At 65.3% G+C, this 19,715-nt stretch carries 16 protein-coding genes; 2 read left to right on the top strand and 14 right to left on the bottom strand.

Annotated elements, in window-relative coordinates; translation table 11 throughout:
- Positions 1-76: 76 nt before the first annotated feature.
- The 3 genes from THL1_RS25530 to THL1_RS25520 form a co-directional block, all read right to left on the bottom strand.
- Entirely contained in the window at positions 77-793 is a 717-nt protein-coding gene (locus THL1_RS25530; protein WP_069085851.1) for a GntR family transcriptional regulator, read from the bottom strand.
- Positions 794-795: 2 nt separating this feature from the next.
- Positions 796-2,598 (bottom strand): allophanate hydrolase, encoded by a 1,803-nt coding sequence (gene atzF, locus THL1_RS25525; RefSeq protein WP_069085850.1) that lies wholly within the window; start codon positions 2,596-2,598, stop codon positions 796-798.
- A 227-nt stretch (positions 2,599-2,825) separates the two neighbouring features.
- Complete coding sequence (locus THL1_RS25520) at positions 2,826-3,422, bottom strand: MarC family protein (RefSeq protein WP_069085849.1); 597 nt, start codon at positions 3,420-3,422, stop codon at positions 2,826-2,828.
- 139 nt (positions 3,423-3,561) lie between these two features.
- On the opposite strand from THL1_RS25520, the gene THL1_RS25515 reads away from it, so the two are divergent.
- Both THL1_RS25515 and THL1_RS25510 read left to right on the top strand, forming a co-directional pair.
- Positions 3,562-3,831, top strand: a complete 270-nt coding sequence (locus THL1_RS25515; RefSeq protein ID WP_069085848.1) for a thiamine biosynthesis protein ThiS — start codon at positions 3,562-3,564, stop codon at positions 3,829-3,831.
- Between the two features lie 21 nt (positions 3,832-3,852).
- Complete coding sequence (locus THL1_RS25510) at positions 3,853-4,932, top strand: WD40/YVTN/BNR-like repeat-containing protein (RefSeq protein WP_069085847.1); 1,080 nt, start codon at positions 3,853-3,855, stop codon at positions 4,930-4,932.
- 274 nt (positions 4,933-5,206) lie between these two features.
- On the opposite strand, the gene THL1_RS25505 is transcribed toward THL1_RS25510, so the two are convergent.
- The 11 genes from THL1_RS25505 to THL1_RS25455 form a co-directional block, all read right to left on the bottom strand.
- Complete coding sequence (locus THL1_RS25505) at positions 5,207-7,957, bottom strand: hybrid sensor histidine kinase/response regulator (protein ID WP_083246012.1); 2,751 nt, start codon at positions 7,955-7,957, stop codon at positions 5,207-5,209.
- A gap of 136 nt (positions 7,958-8,093) precedes the next feature.
- A complete protein-coding gene (gene purD, locus THL1_RS25500) occupies positions 8,094-9,383 on the bottom strand; it encodes a phosphoribosylamine--glycine ligase (RefSeq protein ID WP_069085845.1) in 1,290 nt (429 codons plus the stop codon).
- 219 nt (positions 9,384-9,602) lie between these two features.
- Positions 9,603-11,210, bottom strand: coding sequence for a bifunctional phosphoribosylaminoimidazolecarboxamide formyltransferase/IMP cyclohydrolase (purH, locus tag THL1_RS25495; protein ID WP_069085844.1), 1,608 nt, complete (start codon positions 11,208-11,210; stop codon positions 9,603-9,605).
- Between the two features lie 115 nt (positions 11,211-11,325).
- Positions 11,326-11,646 carry a DNA-binding transcriptional regulator Fis gene (gene fis / locus THL1_RS25490; protein ID WP_028630726.1) on the bottom strand — a complete coding sequence of 107 codons (321 nt, stop codon included), beginning with the start codon at positions 11,644-11,646 and terminating at the stop codon, positions 11,326-11,328.
- Positions 11,643-12,638 carry a tRNA dihydrouridine synthase DusB gene (gene dusB / locus THL1_RS25485; RefSeq protein WP_069085843.1) on the bottom strand — a complete coding sequence of 332 codons (996 nt, stop codon included), beginning with the start codon at positions 12,636-12,638 and terminating at the stop codon, positions 11,643-11,645. The genes fis and dusB overlap by 4 nt, the downstream gene beginning before the upstream one ends.
- Positions 12,639-12,957: 319 nt before the next feature.
- The gene (locus tag THL1_RS25480; protein ID WP_069085842.1) at positions 12,958-14,319 is read right to left on the bottom strand and encodes a DUF3426 domain-containing protein; all 1,362 of its coding nucleotides are present in this window, start codon (positions 14,317-14,319) and stop codon (positions 12,958-12,960) included.
- A 57-nt stretch (positions 14,320-14,376) separates the two neighbouring features.
- Positions 14,377-15,255, bottom strand: a complete 879-nt coding sequence (prmA, locus tag THL1_RS25475) for a 50S ribosomal protein L11 methyltransferase (protein ID WP_069085841.1) — start codon at positions 15,253-15,255, stop codon at positions 14,377-14,379.
- A gap of 127 nt (positions 15,256-15,382) precedes the next feature.
- Positions 15,383-16,732: an acetyl-CoA carboxylase biotin carboxylase subunit gene (gene accC / locus THL1_RS25470; RefSeq protein WP_069085840.1), complete on the bottom strand. Its 1,350-nt coding sequence runs from the start codon at positions 16,730-16,732 to the stop codon at positions 15,383-15,385.
- Positions 16,733-16,749: 17 nt separating this feature from the next.
- On the bottom strand, positions 16,750-17,214 hold the full coding sequence (gene accB / locus THL1_RS25465; protein ID WP_069085839.1) for an acetyl-CoA carboxylase biotin carboxyl carrier protein: 465 nt from the start codon (positions 17,212-17,214) through the stop codon (positions 16,750-16,752).
- A 25-nt stretch (positions 17,215-17,239) separates the two neighbouring features.
- Positions 17,240-17,683 (bottom strand): type II 3-dehydroquinate dehydratase, encoded by a 444-nt coding sequence (gene aroQ / locus THL1_RS25460; RefSeq protein ID WP_069085838.1) that lies wholly within the window; start codon positions 17,681-17,683, stop codon positions 17,240-17,242.
- Between the two features lie 122 nt (positions 17,684-17,805).
- On the bottom strand, positions 17,806-19,584 hold the full coding sequence (locus THL1_RS25455; RefSeq protein ID WP_069085837.1) for a protein-disulfide reductase DsbD: 1,779 nt from the start codon (positions 19,582-19,584) through the stop codon (positions 17,806-17,808).
- Between the last annotated feature and the right edge of the window lie 131 nt (positions 19,585-19,715).

Genomic DNA, 19,715 nt, shown 5'->3' with positions numbered 1-19,715 from the left:
CCGTTCTTATCCAAGTTTTTGAAATGACTGCGTTTATGGGGCTGTTGTCCGGGCAGTATTCAAAGGGGCTTCCTCGTCACCCTTGGGCGGGCTGCGGCGTTTGCCGAGCGCTGTGCAACATGTGCAGGGTGATCTTGCGTACTTCGGCCTTGCTGGTTTCGATGTGTGTTCTCAGCAATTGCTGTGCCTCTTCGCAGCGACGACCGGCAATGGCCTGGAGAATCGCCGTGTGTTCGGCGTAGGTGGCGTCGATGCGCGGTGCCTGGGTGAAGTCCAGGCGGCGGATGATGCGGATCTTTTCGCTGACCTCGCGGTGGATGCGGGCCATCTCGCGATTGCCTGCAGCTTCCACCAACTGGCAATGGAATTCCTCGTCCAGGCGCGACACCTCGAAGCCGTCTTCCAATCGCGGTTGCACCATCCAGGTGCGACCGAGCCGTTGCAGTGCCTCGGGTTGCTCCTCGGTGGGGCGGGCACAGTGGCGACGCACCGCCTCCAGCTCGAGGACGATGCGCAGCTCGTAAAGCTCCTCGAAGTGATCGAAGTCGAAGGCCTTCACCTGCCAGCCGCTGCGAAAGCGCACCTCCAGGTAGCCCTCGCGTTCCAGGCGGTGCAGGGCTTGGCGCACTGGTGTGCGGCTGGCGTCCATGCGCTCGGCCACGTCGCCCTCGCTGAAGCGGTCGCCGGGCAGCAGGCGGAACTCGCTGATGTCCTCCTTGAGCCGGGCGTAGATGCGTCCGGCGAGGCTGTCGGGGCGCTCCGTGCGCCCATTGCTGGTGCTGGCGAGTTGCATGGTCAGCGCTGCTGGCTGGTGATGAATGCACGCCAGCCACCGAAGCCGGTGATGTCGCGGGCACCTTCCAGTGCGTAGGGCTCGCAGATGAAGCCCTTCACCCAGCGGCCGTCCTCCAGTTGCAGGTTGCCGATGCCCAGCGGCGGCGGGATTTCGGCGACGAACTCGCCGAAGCGTGCCAGTGGTATGTCCCAGAGCTCGACGACCAGCGCGGCGCCATCCTGGCTGCGGGCCAGGCCCGGCTTGGGCAGCACAGTGCCGGGCAGGGCGAACAGGCGGTAGTCGGAAGCGGTGCGGGTTTCTTCCACCAGCACGGCATTGCGGCGGGTGAGCTGGACGTTCAGCGGCATGCCAGTGAGGTGCGCGCCGACCACCGCGACACGTACGCAACCCGGCGCCTGCGCGGACGCTGGTTGGGGCGGTAGCGCGCGGCCGGTGGCGCCCAGCGGCAGGCCGAGGCTGGCTTGCCAGCGTTTGCCGAAGTCGGCCAGGGCGGCGTCGTGCCAGGCCGGTGCGAGCAGGGTGATCCCGGCGGGCAGGCCGTCGGCACGCATGCCGGCGGGCAGGGCCAGGGCACTGAGGTCGGCGAAGTTGGTGAAGTTGGTGTAGGTGCCGAACTGGGCGTTGAACAGCACCGGTTCCTGGGCCATTTCGGCGATGCGGCGGATGGTCGGCGAGGTGGGCACCACCAGGGCGTCGAAAGGTTCCAGGGCGTCGTTGATCCGTCGTGCCAGTTCGGCGCGCAGGTATTCGGCACGGTAGGCGTCGGAGGCGCTGTAGTTCAGGCCGTTTTCCAGGATGCCGCGCACCACTGGGTCCATGGCTTCGGGCTGGTCGCTGAAGATGGTGCCGGCCGCCACGGTGCGCTCTGCCACCCAGGGGCCCAGGTAGAGCTGCGCCGCCAATTGGCGGAAGGGGCTGAAGTCGATCGGGGCGATCTCGGCGCCGAGCGCGCGGAGCTTGTCCAGCGCGGACTCGAAGACCGCGCGGGTCTGATCGTCGCCGAAGAACTCCAGGGTGTCTGGCACCGCCAGTTTAGGCGTGGCGGCCATGCCGACCGCGGCACTGTTGGGATTCTGTCGGGAATAAGGATCGCGGGCATCGTAGCCGCCGCCGATGCGCGCCACCGTCTCGGCGTCGGCCACGGTCAGGGCGAATACCGAGATGCAGTCGAGGGTGCGGCAGGCCGGCACCAGGCCGGTATTGGACAGCCAGCCCCGGGTGGGCTTCAGCCCGACGATGTTGTTGAAGCCGGCTGGCACGCGGCCGGAGCCGGCGGTATCGGTGCCGAGGGCGAAGGGCACCAGGCCACGGGCGACGACGGAGGCGGAGCCTGAACTGGAGCCGCCGCTGACGTAGTCCGGATCGAAGGCGTTGGGTACGGCACCGTAAGGGGAACGGGTGCCCACCAGGCCGGTGGCGAACTGGTCGAGGTTGGTCTTGCCAATGAGGATGGCACCGGCGGCGCGCAGTCGGGCAACCACGCTGGCGTCTTCGGCGGCTTCATAAGCGAACGCCGGGCAGGCGGCGGTGGTGGTCCAGCCGGCGGCATCGATGTTGTCCTTGATGGCGAAGGGCACGCCGTAGAGCGGCAGGTGCTCCTGCTGGCCGTTGGTGGCATCCAGCAGGGCGGCCAGTTCGGCGAGCTGGGCATCGAGCTGTTCGGCGCTGGCCAGGCTGATCCACGCGTAGTCGTCGGCGGAGAGTCGCTGGCGCAGGGCGCGCAGCAGGTCGACCGGTTGCAGCTGGTCGCGATAGACCTGTTGCCAGTCGGCGAGGGTGAAGGCGAGAGGGGCGTCGGACATGCTCTGGAGTTCCGTCTTGTATCCAAGTTGGAATTCCCTTGAGCAAGGGTGGTGCCAGATCAGGGAAAGCCCCGCCATTGCTGGGCTCAGGGCTTATTCGTGATGTTCTCCGTGCGCCTCGATGCGCACCGTGCCGGGGCATGGGCAGGGGATCGGGACGTAGGTTGGTGCAGAGCGGAGCGAAGCCCAACGCCGCGTATTGGGCTTCGCAGGCCCAGGCCAGCTTCCTACAGCACCAGGTAATTCTTCACCCCGGTGAAGATGATTTGCGCGGCCAGGGCGCAGACGAACAGGCCCATGAGACGGCTGACGATCTGCAGACCCTGGTCGCCGAGGATGCGCTCGATGCGGTCGGAGAGGTAGAGGATGGCGCCCACGGTGGCACTGGCTATGGCGATGGCGAACAGCGCGGTGAGCTTGTCGTCCCATTCCACATGGCCCGCGCCCATCACCAGCATGGCGCCGATGGTGCCGGGGCCGACGGTGAGCGGGATGGTCAGCGGCACTATGGTGACGTCCTGCTGCACGTTGTCCGCCTGCACCGCCGGTTTGCCCTGGGCCATACCGAGCGCGGAGATGAACAGCACGGTCCCGGCGCCGATACGGAAGGCATCGATGGTGATGCCGAAGACGTTGAAGATGGTCTGGCCGAACAGGTAGAGCAGGGCGCTGGCCACCAAGGTGCCGAGGGCGACTTTCCAGGCGAGCTTCTTGCGCTCCTTCACCGTGTAGCCACGGGTCAGGCCGATGAAGCAGGAGAGCACGAAGAAGGGGCTGTAGAGCACCAGCATCTTCAGGTACAGGCTGGAAAGGCTTTCGAGCATGGGGGCATCCATTCTTGACTGCGAGGGCCGCTCATCAGTGTAGAGGCTGCCCTGCCATTGGGCGCACAACTATAACCGCGCCACCGGGGTCGGCTATACCTTCCCCCACTGGGTCGTTTCGTCGCGCAGGGAGCCGTTGATGGCGCGCATGAGTTTCACCCCCAACCTCCAGCGTCACCTCGATGTCCCCGAACTGGACGTCGCGGCCGCCTCCGTGGCCGAGGCGCTCGAGGCGGCCTTCGTTGCCAACCCGCGCCTGCGCAGCTACCTGCTGGACGATCAGGGCCGCCTGCGCCGGCATGTGGCGATCTTCGTCGATGCCCAGCAAGTCAGCGACCGCCGCCGCCTCAGCGATCCCGTGGGGCTGTCCAGCGATATCTTCGTTGTCCAGGCGTTGTCCGGCGGCTGAGCCGGCGCAAGGAGAAGGACCATGAGCCGATGCATCCAGGTGGCGACCCGCAAGGGCCTGCTGCTTTTCGAGCCCAAGGGCGATGGCTGGCGCTTGGCACGCCAGGACTTCCTTGGCGAGCCGGTGAGCATGCTGCTGGCCGATCCCCGTGATGGCCGCCTCTACGCCGCGCTGCACCTGGGCCATTTCGGTCCCAAGCTGTGGCGTTCGGCGGACGCGGGAAACAGTTGGGAAGAGATTGCCGCCCCGGCTTTCGCCCAGGCGGGCGAGGGTGAGGATGGACCCTCGGTGGAGATGATCTGGTGCCTTGAGACGGGCGGCGCGGACCAACCCGGAACCCTCTGGGCCGGAACCATTCCCGGGGGACTGTTCAGGTCCCGCGACCACGGCGAGTCCTGGGAACTGGTGGACAGCCTCTGGCAACTCCCCGAGCGGACCAACTGGTTGGGCGGGGGCTATGACAATCCGGGCATCCACTCCATCTGCGTCGATCCGCGCGACAGCCGGCACCTGACCCTGGCGGTGTCCTGCGGTGGTGTCTGGCACAGCGAGGACGAAGGCGCCAGCTGGAAACACCGCACCCGTGGCATGCGCGCCGCCTACATGCCGCCGGAACGTGCCGAAGAACCGGACATCCAGGACCCGCACCGCATGGTGGCCTGTCCTGGCGACCCGCAGCGGCTCTGGGTGCAGCACCACAACGGCATCTTCGTCAGTGCCGATCGCGGACTGAACTGGCGAGAAGTTCCGCAGGCCGGGCCGTCCACCTTCGGTTTCGCCGTGGCGGTACACCCGACCGATCCAGACTGCGCCTGGTTCGTGCCAGCGGTGAAGGACGAATGCCGCGTACCGACCGACCAGCGCCTGCGGGTCACCCGCACCCGTGACGGCGGCAAGCACTTCGAGGTGCTGGAGCAGGGATTGCCGCAGTCCCTCTGCTACGACCTGGTGTATCGCCATGGGCTGGAGGTGGATGACAGCGGGCAGCGCCTGGTGATGGGCTCCACCACCGGGAACCTGTGGGTATCCGAGGATCAGGGGGAGAGCTGGAAGCTGGTGGCGGGGCATTTGCCGCCGATCTTTGCTGTGAGGTGGGGGTAGCGGCCCTGGGGGCGATTTCGCGAATGAATTCGCTCCCACAGGGTGTGTAGGGTTTGAAGGGCAGGCCTGCGGCCTGCTTGGCGAATGAATTCGCCCCTACAGGTACTGCGCGAGCTTGCCGGCGCGAGTCCCCCCTCTCCTCTTCAGGGAGAGGGGCCGGGGGAGAGGGTGGGTGAGTTCGGCAGGGAATTGAATGGCAGGACTGCGTTCTGCTTTCGCGAATGAATTCGCTCCTACAGCGATGGAAGTCGCCCCCCACAGGTCGTTCGCCCGATCAGCTGTGCATCGCATGCCGTTCGCGCAGTTCCTTCTCCGCTACCCAGTACTCGATCAGCTCACGCAATTGCGACAGCTCCACCGGTTTGGCCATGTGGCCGTCCATGCCGGCGAGGCGGGCGCGTTCCTTGTGTTCGCTGAGGATGTGGGCGGTGAGGGCCACCACCGGGGTGCGCGGGCGCTGCTCCAGGTTTTCCCAGTGGCGCAGCATCTCGGTGGCGGTGAAGCCATCCAGCACAGGCATTTCGCAGTCCATCAGCACCAGGTCGTAATGCTGGTTCTTCATGGCGCTCAGGGCTTCTTCGCCGTTGCTGGCGGTGTCCGGTTCGAGGTTGAGCTTGCTCAGCATGCCGCGGATGACCTTGGTGGAGATGCTGTTGTCTTCGGCCACCAGGATGCGGAAGTCGTTGGGCACATGCAGCGGCTCGCTGATCTGGGAGCCCGGTAGGGAGATGGAACCGCCGGTCTTGCGCTGGTTCAACTCGTCGGCCAGCGTGGTCTTCAGGGTGTAGCCGGCCACCGGCTTGGCGAGGATGCGCTTGATGCCGGCATTGCGCGCGATGATCTTGCTCGGCGCGTTGCTGATGCCGGTGAGCATGATGATCAGGATGTCGTGGTTGAGACTGGGGTCTTCCTTGATCTTGGCCGCCAGTTGCATGCCGGTCATGCCGGGCATGTCCTGGTCCAGAAGGACCACGTCGAAGTATTCCCGCAGGTGCGCCTTGGTGCGCAGCAGGGCCAGTGCTTCCTTGCCGGACGGTACGGCGCTGACCTGCAGGCCCCAGGCGCTGCATTGCTGCACCAGCACTTTGCGGCAGGTGTCGTTGTCGTCCACCACCAGCAGGCGTGCGCCTTCCAGCGGGCTGTCGAGGTCGGCGGCGGGGCGCACCAGATGCTGGGCGTCGAGCGGCAGGGTCAGCCACAGGGTACTGCCTTGCCCTGCGCCGCTCTGGATGCCGAATTCGCCTTCCATCAGGCTCACCAGTTGGCGTGCGATGACCAGGCCAAGGCGGCCGCCGAGCTTGGACGAGGCGAGGAAATCGCTGCTTTGCAGTTCGGCGCTGAGCAGGGCTTCGCGTTCGCTGGGCTCCAGGGGGCGGCCGCTGTCCTGTACGGCGATTCGCAGGCGCGGCTGGCTGGCGCTGGTATCCAGGGCGACCACCAGGAGGATTTCGCCCTCGTCGGTCTGCTTGAAGGCGTTGTCCAGCAGGCTGAGGAGGATCTGCCGCAAGCGGGTGGGGTCGCCGCTGATCACGCGGGGCACCTGGGGCTGCATGAAGCTGATGAGCTCGACGCGCTGCTGTTCGGCTTTGGCCCGGAAAATGTCGAGGCAGTCGTCGATCAGGGCGTTGAGGTCGAACTGCACGTCGTCCAGCTCGATCTGGCCGGATTCCAGTTTGGAGATGTCGAGGATTTCGTTGATCAGGGTAAGCAGTTCGTTGCCGGAGCTGTGGATAGTCTGCACGTAATCGCGCTGCTTGGCCGACAGCGGGGTGCCCAGGAGCAGCTCGGTCATGCCCAGCACGCCGTTCATCGGTGTGCGGATCTCGTGGCTGATCTTGGCGAGGAATTCGCCCTTGGCCTTGAGCTCGGCGGAGCTGGCGGCACGGGCACGGCTGGCGCGGAAGGCTTCATTCTGCAAACGTCGCTGGCGTTCGCTCAGGGCCATGCTGAGGAAGACGCCGCTGACGGTGGAGATGGCCAGCAGCGAATAGGCCAGCCAGTCGGATTGCAGGCGCCAATAGCCGAACAGCGCCGGCAGGGCGCCGAGGATGGCAATGCAGAACACGCCCAGGGCCAGGCTGAACAGCCGCGCCGGGCGGTAGCCCTGGCGCCAGTGGGTGATGGCGACCGCGAACATGCTGAGGCTCGCAATGGCGGCCAGCACATAGACCAGTTGGTTGAACTGCAGCTCGGTGACGATCAGCAGCAGCGCGGCGGTCAGCGCGATCAGTACGATCTCGCCTAGCAGCAGCCCGGTCAGCGGTGTGCTCGGGCAGACCTTGTGGAAGAAGCTCGCGGTGAAGGCCAGGGCGCAGATCATCGCCATCAGCATGGAGAGGTTGGCGATCTGCGGCTGTGCGCTCTGCCAGTCGCCCAGCCAGGGTGAGCTGATGCCCAGCAGGCTGATGCAGGTGACCATCAGGCAGCCCTGCGCGGCGGCCAGCCAGAGGCTGACGGCGGCGCGGGAGTACGCATAGCGCATCAGGTTGTAGTAGACCAGCATGCCCAGGCCGCCGAGCAGCAGGCCGAACAGCAGGGGGCGGGAATCGTCGGCAGCCATCATGGCCGAGGACTGCAGGGTGACGGTCGGGCGCAGGGCGTGTTCCGAGGCCAGGCGCATGTAGAGGTCCAGCGGCTCTTGCTGGACAGGCAGCGGCAGGAGGAAGTCGCGGCTGGGCAGCGGTCTTTCGCTGAAGGGCAGGCGGCTGCCGGTGCGGGTGTGGGCAACGAGTTCATCGCCCTTGAGGACGTAGAGGTCGAGATAGGCCAGGTAGGGCGCGAAGATGCGAAGCAGTTGTTCGTGCTGGCTGGGCGGGAGCCTGTAGTGCAGCCAGAGGGCGCTGTTGCCGCCGGGGGTGTAGAGCTGACTGAGGTCAGTGGGGGTGAACTGGGAAAGGGCCTGCTGGGTGCGGACTTCCTGCAGCTGCAGGTTGGAGCTGGGATCGAGCAGCATGCTCCATTGCCGTTCCTCGGCCGCCTGGGCGGGCAGCAGATACAGCAGGGCCAGTAGCAGGCTGGCGATCAATCCTGTGGCAATCCTGAGCCGGGGCACGTTCGAGGTCCCTTCGTGGGTGAGTGGCCGGATTATAGTCAAGGCCTTCTCGTGCGGAATATGACCAAGGCGGCACGTGCCGCCCTGGTTGGCACCATCTATTGACTTATTACCCTTCGCCGCGTTCCCGGGCAATGGCCCGGTAGCCAATATCCTTGCGGTAGAAGCAGCCATTCCAGCGGATCTTCTCCGCCAGGCGGTAGGCCTGCTGCTGCGCGTCGGACACGCTGGCGCCGATGGCGGTGGCGCACAGCACGCGGCCACCGGCGGTGACGACGTTGCCGTCCTTCTGCGCGGTGCCGGCATGGAACACCTTGCCGTCCAGGGCCGCGGCATCGGCCAGGCCTTCGATGACGTCACCCTTGGCGTAGTCGCCCGGGTAGCCGCCGGCAGCCAGTACCACGCCCACGGTCGGGCGCGGGTCCCAGGTGGCTTCGACCTTGTCCAGGGCCTTGGCCAGGGCGGCTTCCACCAGCAGGACCAGGGAGCTTTCCAGACGCACCATGATCGGCTGGGTTTCCGGGTCGCCGAAGCGGCAGTTGAACTCGATGACCTTGGGCGCACCGCTCTTGTCGATCATCAGGCCGGCATAGAGGAAGCCGGTGTAGACGTTGCCTTCCTCGGCCATGCCGCGCACGGTCGGGTAGATGACTTCGTCCATCACACGCTGGTGCACGTCCGCAGTGACCACCGGAGCCGGGGAGTAGGCACCCATGCCGCCGGTGTTGGGGCCGGTGTCGCCGTCGCCGACGCGCTTGTGGTCCTGGCTGGTGGCCATGGGCAGCACGTTCTGGCCGTCGACCATGACGATGAAGCTGGCTTCTTCGCCATCGAGGAATTCTTCGATCACAACGCGCGAACCGGCGTCACCGAAGGCGTTACCGGCGAGCATGTCGCGCACGGCGGCTTCGGCTTCATCCAGGGTCATCGCGACGATCACGCCCTTGCCCGCGGCCAGGCCGTCGGCCTTGATCACGATGGGGGCGCCTTTTTCGCGCAGGTAGGCCAGGGCCGGCTCCACTTCGGTGAAGTTCTGGTAGTCGGCGGTGGGGATCTTGTGGCGGGCCAGGAAGTCCTTGGTGAAGGCCTTGGAGCCTTCCAACTGGGCGGCACCGGCGGTGGGGCCGAAGATGTCCAGGCCGCGGATGCGGAACAGGTCGACCACACCCTTAACCAGGGGGGCTTCCGGGCCGACGATGGTCAGCTGGACGTTCTTCGCGGCGAAATCGGCCAGTTGCTCCAGGGCCAGCACGTCGATGGCGACGTTCTCGCACTTGGCTTCGGTAGCGGTGCCGGCGTTGCCCGGGGCGACGAAGACCTTCGCGACGCGCGGGTCCTGGGCCACTTTCCAGGCCAGGGCGTGTTCACGACCGCCGCTGCCGATGATGAGTACGTTCATTGAATTCTCCTTAAGGAGGCGGGCCTGCGGCCCGTTTGGTGGATAGGAAAAGCGCTATCCACCCTACAAAAGCGTTTATGCACGAAAGTCGAGGTCGCGATCGGGCTGGTAGATGCAAGGCGCCCGGACCTTCACCCAGCGGAGTTGCCTTCTGGCAATGAGCATGGGGGAAGGGCCGGGCAACGCCGCAGATGCCTGTCCGAGTGCGGCCGTATCCGCTTAATGACGGAAATGACGCATGCCGGTGAAGACCATTGCGATGCCCGCTTCATCGGCGGCGGCGATGACTTCGTTGTCACGCATGGAGCCACCCGGCTGGATCACGGCGGTGATGCCGGCCTTGGCTGCGTTGTCGATGCCATCGCGGAAGGGGAAGAAGGCATCGGAAGCCATGACCGCACCTTTCACTTCGAGACCGGCATGCTCGGCCTTGATGGCGGCGATGCGGGCGGAGTTGACGCGGCTCATCTGGCCGGCGCCGACGCCGACGGTCTGGCGGTTCTTGGCGTAGACGATGGCGTTGGATTTGACGAACTTGGCCACTTTCCAGGCGAAGATCAGGTCGTGAATTTCCTGCTCGCTCGGGGCGCGCTGGGTCACAATCTTCAGGTCTTCCGCCTTGATCATGCCGATGTCGCGGCTCTGCACCAGCAGGCCACCGTTGACCCGCTTGAAGTCCCAGCCAGCGGCGCGTTCGGCCGGCCATTCGCCGCATTCCAGCAGGCGCACGTTGGCCTTGGCGGCAACCACTTCACGGGCGGCAGCGGAGATTTTCGGAGCGATGATGACTTCGACGAACTGGCGCTCGACGATGGCCTTGGCGGTTTCGCCATCCAGCTCGCGGTTGAAGGCGATGATGCCGCCAAAGGCGGATTCGGTGTCGGTGGCATAGGCCAGGTCGTAGGCCTTGCGGATGCCGCCTTCGTTTTCCGGTACCACGGCCACGCCGCACGGGTTGGCGTGCTTGACGATGACGCAGGCCGGCTTGACGAAGCTCTTCACGCACTCCAGCGCGGCGTCGGTGTCAGCCACGTTGTTGAAGGACAGTTCCTTGCCCTGCAGCTGCACGGCGGTAGAGACGCTGGCCTCACCCTTCTTCGCTTCCACGTAGAACGCCGCGCTTTGGTGCGGGTTCTCGCCGTAGCGCATTTCCTGGGCCTTGATGAACTGGCTGTTGAAGGTGCGCGGGAAGGCGCCACGGCCTTCGGTGGACAGGGTGTCGCGAGCCTGGTCGATGGTGCCCAGGTAGTTGGCGATCATGCCGTCGTAGGCGGAGGTGTGCTCGAACGCCTTGAGGGCCAGGTCGAAACGCTGGGCGTAGGTCAGGCCGCCGGACTTCAGGCCTTCGAGGACGCCGGCGTAGTCGCTGGCGTTGACCACGATGGCGACGTCCTTGTGGTTCTTCGCGGCGCTGCGGACCATGGTCGGGCCGCCGATATCGATGTTCTCGATGGCGGTGGGCAGGTCGCAGTCAGGCTTGGCGACGGTGGCTTCGAAGGGGTAGAGGTTGACCGCGACCAGGTCGATCGGCTTGATGCCGTGTTGTTCCATGACTGCGCCATCGAGGTCGCGACGGCCGAGGATGCCGCCGTGGATCTTCGGGTGCAGGGTCTTCACGCGACCGTCCATCATTTCCGGGAAGCCGGTGTAGTCGGCGACTTCCACGGCAGCGATGGCGTTGTCCTTGAGCAGCTTGTAGGTGCCGCCAGTGGAGAGAATTTCCACGCCAAGGGCAGCCAGTTCACGGGCGAACTCGACGATGCCGGTCTTGTCGGAGACGCTGATCAGGGCGCGGCGTACGGGAAGGCGGGTGGTCTGGTCGGTCATTTCGGAACCATTCGAGTGGGAGAGGATTTAGCGGTCAGGCCTGAAACTGGAAGCCGGAAGCGTGATTGTCGGGGGGTGTTCCCGCTTCAGGCTTCCGGCTTCCAGCTCCTGCCCGTCAAAGCAGGTCGTATTGCTTGAGCTTCTTGCGCAGCGTGCCCCGGTTGAGGCCCAGCATTTCGGAAGCCTTGGTCTGGTTACCCTTGACGTAATTCATCACGGATTCCAGCAGCGGCGCTTCCACTTCGGAAAGCACCAGGTTGTACACGTCCGTGACGGCGGCGCCCTCAAGATGGGCAAAATAGTTGTGCAGTGCCTTCTCGACACTGCCACGCAGGGTCTGGCCCTCTGCGGTGGGTGCCGTCAGGTGCTGTTTCAGGTTGGCGTTGTCGCTCACGGGTGTTGCCCCATCAAAAAAATTCTCGGTCATCGTCGTCATGCGGCCTTATCCCCTTCGTTGTGACGCTCGGCGAAGAACTCCCGAACGTTGGCGCACTGCGCGTCCGTGGACTCCAAACGATTGAACTTGGCGCGAAACTCCCTGGCGCCGGGCAGGGTTGCCAGATACCAGCCGACATGCTTGCGGGCGATGCGAACGCCCATCTCGTCGCCATAGAAGGCGTGCAGTGCGGCAAGGTGCTCCAGCAGTATCCGTTCCACCTCGATCAAGCCTGGTGCCGGCAGAAGTTCACCGGTCGCCAGGTAATGCGCGATCTCGCGGAAGATCCAGGGTCGCCCCTGAGCCGCTCGACCGATCAGCAGGGCATCGGCGCCGGTGGCGTCGAGGACCTGTCTGGCTTTCTGCGGCGAGTCGATATCGCCATTGGCGAAGACCGGAATGGACACCGCCTGCTTGATCGCAGCGATGGTGTCGTACTCGGCTTCGCCGGTGTACAGGTCGGCGCGGGTCCGTCCGTGGACAGCCAGGGCCTGGATGCCCGCCTGTTCGGCGATTTTCGCCACGGTAATGCCGTTCCTGTTCGATCGGTCCCAGCCGGTCCGGATCTTCAGGGTGACGGGCACATCGACGGCCTTGACCACGGCGTTGAGGATGTCGGCCACCAGGGCCTCATCCTTCATCAGCGCCGAGCCGGCGGCCTTGTTGCAGACCTTCTTCGCCGGGCAGCCCATGTTGATGTCGATGATCTGCGCACCGAGTTCAACATTGGCCCTGGCCGCTTCCGCCAGCATGTCCGGATCACCACCGGCTATCTGGACGGAGCGGGGCTCCGGGTCCCCCTCGTGGAGCAGGCGCAGCCGCGATTTGCGGCTGTTCCACAGGCGCACATCGCTGGTCACCATCTCCGACACCACCATGCCGGCGCCAAGGCGGCGGCAAAGCAGCCGGAACGGCCGGTCGGTCACACCCGCCATGGGGGCGAGTATCACCTGATTGGGCAAGGCATAAGGGCCAATGCTAACCGCCGACATAGGTCTTCCCTGTTTGGGGCCTGCTCAGTTGAGTGCAAGGTTTGAACGAAACTGGCTGCGCTCGACCATGCGTCGTTGAAAATCGGTTCGGAATGCTCATTTACAGCTCGTAAACTCCGCGTCCTCGCCGATTTTCGCCTCGCCTGGCCATCGCTCGCCGACGTTTCGTGGCAAACCTGGGGGAGTTCGAAAAAGGGTGGGCATGATACCCGCTCTCGATGACCTGATAAAGGCTGTTTTGAACAAATTCTGAACAGCGGCAGGCTTATCGCTAGGCGTTAGCTGTGCCCTGGAAGCGCCGGAATCCGGCGCTTTCGGCTTATTCGGGGGAGTGGAAGCTGAGGCTGTAGTTCACGGCCTTGGTGCCTGGGTCGAGGATGTCCAGGCTGACGTGGATGGGGGTTTGCGGAGGCATTTCCGCCTGTCCGGCCAATTCACCGGACAGGTACTCACCCGGCTTGAAGCGGCGACTGGCCAGCAGTTGGCCATTGATGTCGGCGAAGCGCAGTTCCAGCAGCGGGAAGGGCTGGGCGAAGGCCGCGCGGTTGTAAAGGATCGCGTCGACCACCAGGGCACCGGAGAACTCGGGGTGGCTGCGCACCACGAGGTTGCTGCTCTTGATCAGCTCGATGTCCACCTTGGAGGGCAGCTGGCAGCCGATTTCCGGGCAGATCTGCTGGAACCACGGGCGGTACTGGTCCTGCCGTGCCAATTCGTCAAAGTGGTACCCGATGTATTGGATGGCCAGGGCGCCGGCGGCGAACAGGTTCAGCAGGGTCCAGCCGATCCAGCGGCCCCAGGGGCGCCGGGATTCCTGCCAGTCCAGTTGCAGCGGCTCGTCATTGAGATCGAGCAGGCCTTCATCGCGCAGGCCCGGCTCGGCGCGCTGGGGCTGAGTGCGCGCGGGCTCGGCGGCTTGCGGCTCGTCTAGATCGTCGTCGATATCGTCGCGCAGGTCCTCCGGCTCGTCGTCGCGCGCGGCCCCGAGGCTGAAGTCCGGGCCGGGCTCGTCTTCCACCAGGTCCATGGACAGGCTGGGTTCGGTGCGTGGCGCTGGAGTGGGCCTGGGCGGCTCCATGGGAGCGCGGTTGGCGGGCTCGGCGATGGGCTCGGCGCGCAGTTCGAGGTCGGGTTCCGGCTCGGGTTCGGGGGCCGGGGCGGGTTTGCGTTCTTCTGCTTCCAGCAGCGCTTCGGCCCAGCCTTCGTCCTGGCGTGGCACGGGCTGCGACTGGGCGCGCACCGGGGCTTCGGGGCCCAGCAGGTCGCGGGACAGGCGCTTTTCTTCCTGTTCCAGCTTGGCCAGCTCTTCGTCAAGGTCGAGGCTGTCGAGGTCCAGATCGTCGTGGATCCACCGGGTGTCGCCGGTGGAAGCCGTGGCGGGTGGGGCGGCCAGCGGCGCAGCCGGCTGCTTCAGCACGGTGGCAACGCTGGGTACCGGCGTGGCCGGTGCTTGGGGGGCGGCCGGCTTGGGGGCGGTGGTCGCCGCCGGGATTCCGGGGCTCTCGACTGACGTTGTCGCTGCCCGGCCCTGGCCTTTGGCGGCCAGTAGCTGCTGCGCGGCATTGAACACATGCAGACAGGCTCCGCAGCGCACGGCGCCATGGGCCACGGCCAGCTGGGCGCGGCTGACGCGGAAACTGGTCTGGCAATGCGGGCACTGGGTGACGAAGCTGTCGGTCATGCGGCGATCCGGTCGAAACGAAAGGCTATTTTACTCGATCCACTGGGCTCCAGCGCTTCAGCGGCGCACGCCACTGATGCGTACCCAGCCGTCTTTCACCGCCGTGGGGTCGAGGTCGAAGGCGTCGGCATAGGCGGCGCGCACTTCATCGGCCTGCTCGGCGAGGATGCCGGACAGGGCCAGGCGTCCACCAGGGGCGACAAGGCTAGTGATTTGCGGTGCCAGGGACACCAGCGGGCCCGCCAGGATGTTGGCCACCACCACTTCGGCGGGTTTGGCCGGCAGGTCGGCAGGTAGATAGACCGGGAAGCGCGCCGGATCGATGCCATTGCGCGAGGCGTTGTCACGGGAGGCTTCCAGGGCTTGCATGTCGATATCGGTGCCCACCGCCTGGCGCGCGCCGAGCAGCAGCGCGGCAATGGCGAGAATGCCCGAACCGCAGCCGAAATCGAGGACTTCGCAGCCGTCGAGGGCCTGTCCGTCCAGCCATTCCAGGCAGAGGGCAGTAGTCGGGTGGGTGCCCGTGCCGAAGGCCAGGCCCGGGTCCAGCAGCAGGTTCACCGCATTCGGCTCGGGGGCGGCATGCCAGCTCGGCACGATCCACAGGCGGCGGCCGAAGCGCATGGGCTGGAAGTTGTCCATCCAGCTGCGTTCCCAGTCCTGGTCCTCGATGCGCTCGATCTGGTGTTCCGGCAGTTGGCCGCCGGTCAGCAGTTCCAGGTGCGCCACCAGGCTGGCTTCGTCGGTATCGGCTTCGAACAGGGCGAGCAGGTGGGTGTGGGACCAGAGCGGCGTCGTGCCCAGGTCCGGCTCGAAGATAGGCTGGTCTTCGGCGTCCATGAAGGTTACGGACACGGCGCCCACTTCCAGAAGGGCGTCTTCGTAGGTTTCCGCCTGTTCCGGGGTGATGGCGAGACGGACTTGTAACCAGGGCATGGCGGGACCTCTTGAAAATTCAGCGAGCACGTGCGGCAGGCGCGCAAGCTTACTTGAGCACAGGCTGGAAAAACACAAGGGCCGCCATATGGCAGCCCCTGTGTCGTGGATCAGGCACCGGTATGGATCAGTGCTTATCCATGCCGAGTTTCTTTTCCAGGTAGTGGATGTTTACGCCACCCTTGCAGAAACCCTTGTCGCGAGTGAGGTCGCGGTGCAGCGGGATGTTGGTCTTGATCCCGTCGACGACGATCTCGTCCAGCGCATTGCGCATGCGCGCCATGGCTTCTTCGCGGCTGTTGCCGTAGGTGATCAGCTTGCCGATCAGCGAATCGTAGTTCGGCGGAACTGCGTAACCGCTGTACAGGTGCGAATCCACACGCACGCCATTACCGCCCGGTGCGTGGAAGTAAGTCACCTTGCCGGGGCAGGGCATGAAGTTATCCGGGTCTTCGGCGTTGATCCGGCATTCCAGCGCATGGCCACGGATGACCACGTCGTCCTGCTTGATCGACAGCTTGTTGCCGGCGGCAATGCTGAGCATTTCCTTGACGATGTCGATACCGGTGACCATTTCGGTAACCGGGTGCTCTACCTGCACGCGCGTGTTCATCTCGATGAAGTAGAAGCGACCGTTCTCGTAAAGGAACTCGAAGGTGCCGGCGCCGCGGTAGCCGATTTCGATACAGGCCTGGACGCAGCGGTCCAGCACTTCGGCGCGGGCCTTTTCGTCGATGCCCGGGGCTGGGGCTTCTTCCAGCACCTTCTGGTGGCGGCGCTGCAGGGAGCAGTCGCGGTCACCCAGGTGAATGGCGTTGCCCTGGCCGTCGGACAGGACCTGCACTTCGACGTGGCGCGGATTGGTGAGGAACTTCTCCAGGTAGACCATGGAGTTGCCGAACGCTGCACCGGCTTCGGTTCGGGTCAGCTTGGCCGACTTGATCAGCTCTTCTTCCTCGAGCACCACGCGCATACCGCGACCACCACCGCCACCGGCGGCCTTGATGATCACCGGGTAACCCACTTCGCGGGCGATGGCCAGTGCGGTTTCCTCGTCCTCCGGCAGCGGGCCGTCGGAGCCCGGAACCGTCGGTACGCCGGCGCGCTTCATGGCGTCCTTGGCAGACACCTTGTCGCCCATCAGGCGGATGGTGTCGGCTTTCGGGCCGATGAAGGCGAAGCCGGACTTCTCCACCTGTTCGGCGAAGTCGGCGTTTTCGGCGAGGAAGCCGTAACCCGGGTGGATCGCGGTGGCGCCGGTCACTTCGGCGGCGCTGATGATCGCCGGGATGTTCAGGTAGGACTGGGCTGCCGAGGCCGGACCGATGCAGACGGTCTCGTCGGCCAGGGACAGGTGCATCAGCTCACGGTCGGCCGTGGAGTGCACTGCCACCGTCTTGATGCCCAGCTCCTTGCAGGCGCGTAGGATGCGCAGGGCAATCTCGCCACGGTTGGCGATCAGGACTTTTTCCAACATCGCAGGCTCTCCGCGGTTCAGACGATGGTGAACAGCGGCTGGTCGTACTCAACCGGCTGACCGTTTTCCACCAGGATGGACTCGATCACGCCGCTGGTTTCGGCTTCGATGTGGTTCATCATCTTCATGGCTTCGACGATGCAGAGGATGTCGCCTTTCTTCACGCTCTGGCCGACTTCGACGAAGTTGCCCGAGGTGGGGGAGGCTGCGCGATAGAAGGTGCCGACCATCGGCGAGCGAACGACGCTGCCGTTCAGCTTCGGTGCGGCCGGGGCGGCGGCTTCAGCGGCAGCAACCGGAGCGGCGGCAGCGACCGGAGGAGCAAACGGCGCGGGGGCGGCGGCGTAGAACGGCTGGGCAGCCATCGCCTTGTTGCTATGGCGGCTGATGCGCACGGACTCTTCGCCCTCGCGGATCTCCAGTTCGTCGATACCGGATTCTTCCAGCAGTTCGATCAGTTTCTTGACTTTACGGATATCCATCAATCATCAACTCCCAAGGGTGAGGTCAGGGGCGTTCAAGGTGTTCAAGCGCCGCGTCCAGGGCCAGGCGGTAGCCGGTGGCACCCAGACCGCAGATCACTCCTACGGCAACGTCGGAAAAGTAGGAGTGATGGCGGAAAGGTTCTCGTTTGTGCACGTTGGACAGGTGCACTTCGATGAATGGGATGCTCACTGCGAGCAATGCGTCACGTAGGGCGACACTTGTATGCGTGAAAGCAGCAGGATTGATGAGGATGAAGTCCACTCCTTCACCTCGGGCCGCATGAATCCGGTCGATCAGTTCGTACTCGGCATTGCTCTGCAGGACCATCAGGTGGTGGCCCGCCTCACGGGCGCGGCGCTCCAGGTCCTGATTGATCTCGGCCAGGGTGGTCGCCCCGTACTTGTCGGGTTCGCGGGTGCCCAGCAGGTTGAGGTTGGGGCCATGCAGGACGAGCAGGGTGGCCATGCTGTGTGTTCCTTATTGGAGGCCAGGCGGCACTATGCCGGATAGCCGGAAAGGCTGTCCAGTTGCCAACAATAGTCGACAAGATGCCCGGTGTTTACGGCAAATATATGACGTTGCATGCATCAGCGCGATGCGTTCGCCTGTTGCAGGCGGGCGGCGAAGGCCTTGGCATCGACTTCACCTACGACACGCAGATCGGCCAATTCGTCACCCTGGCCGTTGAAGAAGAGGATGGCGGGCGGGCCGAACAGCTTGTAGCGGTCGAGCAGGGCGCGTTGTTCGGCGTTGCTCTCGGTCATGTCGAAGCGGATCAGGCGGTAGCCGCCCAGCTGCGAGGCAACCTCCGTGGCGGTGAGGACTTCACGTTCGATCACCTTGCAACTAATGCACCAGTCGGCGTACCAGTCCAGCAGCAGGGGCTGGGCAGAGGCCCTGGCTTCGGCGAGGGCTCCGGTGAGTTCCGCCGGGGTCTTGATGGTTTGCCATTCGCCGACGGTCGGCGTCGCAGTCGGCGCACCAACCAGGTGCGCACGGCCCAGCGGACGCAGCGGGTCGGATTCGCCCTGGAGGGCGCCGGCCCAGGCAGCGACGGCATAGACCAGCAAGACCAGGCCGCCGAGCTGCGCCAGGCGCTCGCGGGGCGCCTTGGGGGTGAATTCCAGTGCGCCGAGGAACAGCGCCACGCCACCCGCCAGCAGCCCCCAGAGGCCCAGTGCCAGTGGGCCGGGCAGGACGCGTTCGAGCATCCACACGGCCACGGCCAGCAGCAGCACACCGAAGGCGTTGCGCACGCTGACCATCCACTGCCCGGCCTTGGGCAGCAGTGCGCCGCCGCCGGTGGCGAAGAGCACTAGCGGGGCGCCCATGCCCAGGCCTAGGGCGAAGAGTTTCAGGCCGCCACCCAGGGCATCTCCGCTTGCACTGATATAGAGCAGGGCGCCGGCCAGCGGCGCGGAAACGCAGGGGGAAACCAGCAGGCTGGAGACCACGCCGAGCAGGGCCGCACTCCAGATGGAGCCGCCCTTGGTGCTGCCGGCCAGGGTATCCAGCGGGCCGCTGATGAAGCGCGGCAGGCGCAGTTCGTAGAGACCGAACATGGCCAGCGCAAAGGCGGTGAAGAACGCCGCGAAGGGCACCAGTACCCACGGGGATTGCAGTCGTGCCTGGAGGTTGAGTTCGGCACCGAACACACCCATCAGCGCGCCCAGCAGGGCGAAGCAGGCCGCCATCGGCAGCACGTAGGCCAGCGATAGCACCAGGCCGCGGCTGCCGCCCGCCTGGCCGCGCAGTACCACGCCGGACAGGATCGGCAGCATCGGCAGCGCGCAGGGTGTGAAGGTCAGCCCAAGGCCGGCGAGGAAGAACAGCGCCAGTTCATGCCAGCTCCAGGCCTTGCCCACGGCGCCGTTACCGGATTGGCCGCCGTCGCCGGCGGCTGCGCTTTCGGCCAGTGCAATCACCTCGGTTTCCGGCGGATAGCACAGGCCCTTGTCGGCGCAGCCCTGATAGGTGACGCGCAGCTCGGTGGGAGCCTTGCGGGCCGGGTCCAGCGGCAGGACGACGTCGGTTACGCCGTAGTACACCTCGACGTCGCCGAAGAATTCGTCGGTCTTGTGCTTGCCGGCGGGCAGTACCGGCTGGCCCAGGCCGCTGTCGGCGGGCTCGGCGCGGAACTGGAAACGATGCCGATAGAGGTAGTAGCCCTCGGCATTGGTGAAGCGCAGTTTCACCGACGTGGGCGTGCTTTCCACCAGGCTGAGGCGGAAGGCCTCGCGCACCGGCAGGAAGTCGCCACTGTTATTGAGGGAGGCACCCAGGTTCGGGCTCGGGCGGTTGTCCAGCAACCCTGCGGCAGCGGGCAGGGCCACCAGCAACAGAATCAGGCTCAGCAGGCGGCGCATGGAGGTCTCTTGGGTAGAAAATGCCCGCATCATAGCGAACCTCGACGGTTTCCTGCAGGCTCCGTGCTGTAAGCGGTTTTGTCACCTGACCAAATGGTCACGGGCGTGGCTCCGGTCGGTGGGCTGAAGCG

The sequence above is a fragment of the Pseudomonas sp. TCU-HL1 genome (assembly GCF_001708505.1).
In the GTDB taxonomy this organism is placed as follows: domain Bacteria; phylum Pseudomonadota; class Gammaproteobacteria; order Pseudomonadales; family Pseudomonadaceae; genus Metapseudomonas.
The sequence above is the reverse complement of the archived record's forward strand: the minus strand, read 5'-3'. Positions and strand labels throughout refer to the sequence as shown.

Excerpts from the sequence above, each read along its gene's own strand:
- fis (WP_028630726.1), bottom strand. The coding sequence starts at position 11,646 with ATGACGACGATGACCGAGAATTTTTTTGATGGGGCAACACCCGTGAGC.
- aroQ (WP_069085838.1), bottom strand. The coding sequence starts at position 17,683 with ATGGCCACCCTGCTCGTCCTGCATGGCCCCAACCTCAACCTGCTGGGC.
- purH (WP_069085844.1), bottom strand. The coding sequence starts at position 11,210 with ATGACCGACCAGACCACCCGCCTTCCCGTACGCCGCGCCCTGATCAGC.
- THL1_RS25480 (WP_069085842.1), bottom strand. The coding sequence starts at position 14,319 with ATGACCGACAGCTTCGTCACCCAGTGCCCGCATTGCCAGACCAGTTTC.
- prmA (WP_069085841.1), bottom strand. The coding sequence starts at position 15,255 with ATGCCCTGGTTACAAGTCCGTCTCGCCATCACCCCGGAACAGGCGGAA.
- dusB (WP_069085843.1), bottom strand. The coding sequence starts at position 12,638 with ATGTCGGCGGTTAGCATTGGCCCTTATGCCTTGCCCAATCAGGTGATA.
- THL1_RS25510 (WP_069085847.1), top strand. The coding sequence starts at position 3,853 with ATGAGCCGATGCATCCAGGTGGCGACCCGCAAGGGCCTGCTGCTTTTC.
- accC (WP_069085840.1), bottom strand. The coding sequence starts at position 16,732 with ATGTTGGAAAAAGTCCTGATCGCCAACCGTGGCGAGATTGCCCTGCGC.
- atzF (WP_069085850.1), bottom strand. The coding sequence starts at position 2,598 with ATGTCCGACGCCCCTCTCGCCTTCACCCTCGCCGACTGGCAACAGGTC.
- THL1_RS25455 (WP_069085837.1), bottom strand. The coding sequence starts at position 19,584 with ATGCGCCGCCTGCTGAGCCTGATTCTGTTGCTGGTGGCCCTGCCCGCT.
- THL1_RS25530 (WP_069085851.1), bottom strand. The coding sequence starts at position 793 with ATGCAACTCGCCAGCACCAGCAATGGGCGCACGGAGCGCCCCGACAGC.
- accB (WP_069085839.1), bottom strand. The coding sequence starts at position 17,214 with ATGGATATCCGTAAAGTCAAGAAACTGATCGAACTGCTGGAAGAATCC.
- THL1_RS25520 (WP_069085849.1), bottom strand. The coding sequence starts at position 3,422 with ATGCTCGAAAGCCTTTCCAGCCTGTACCTGAAGATGCTGGTGCTCTAC.
- purD (WP_069085845.1), bottom strand. The coding sequence starts at position 9,383 with ATGAACGTACTCATCATCGGCAGCGGCGGTCGTGAACACGCCCTGGCC.
- THL1_RS25515 (WP_069085848.1), top strand. The coding sequence starts at position 3,562 with ATGGCGCGCATGAGTTTCACCCCCAACCTCCAGCGTCACCTCGATGTC.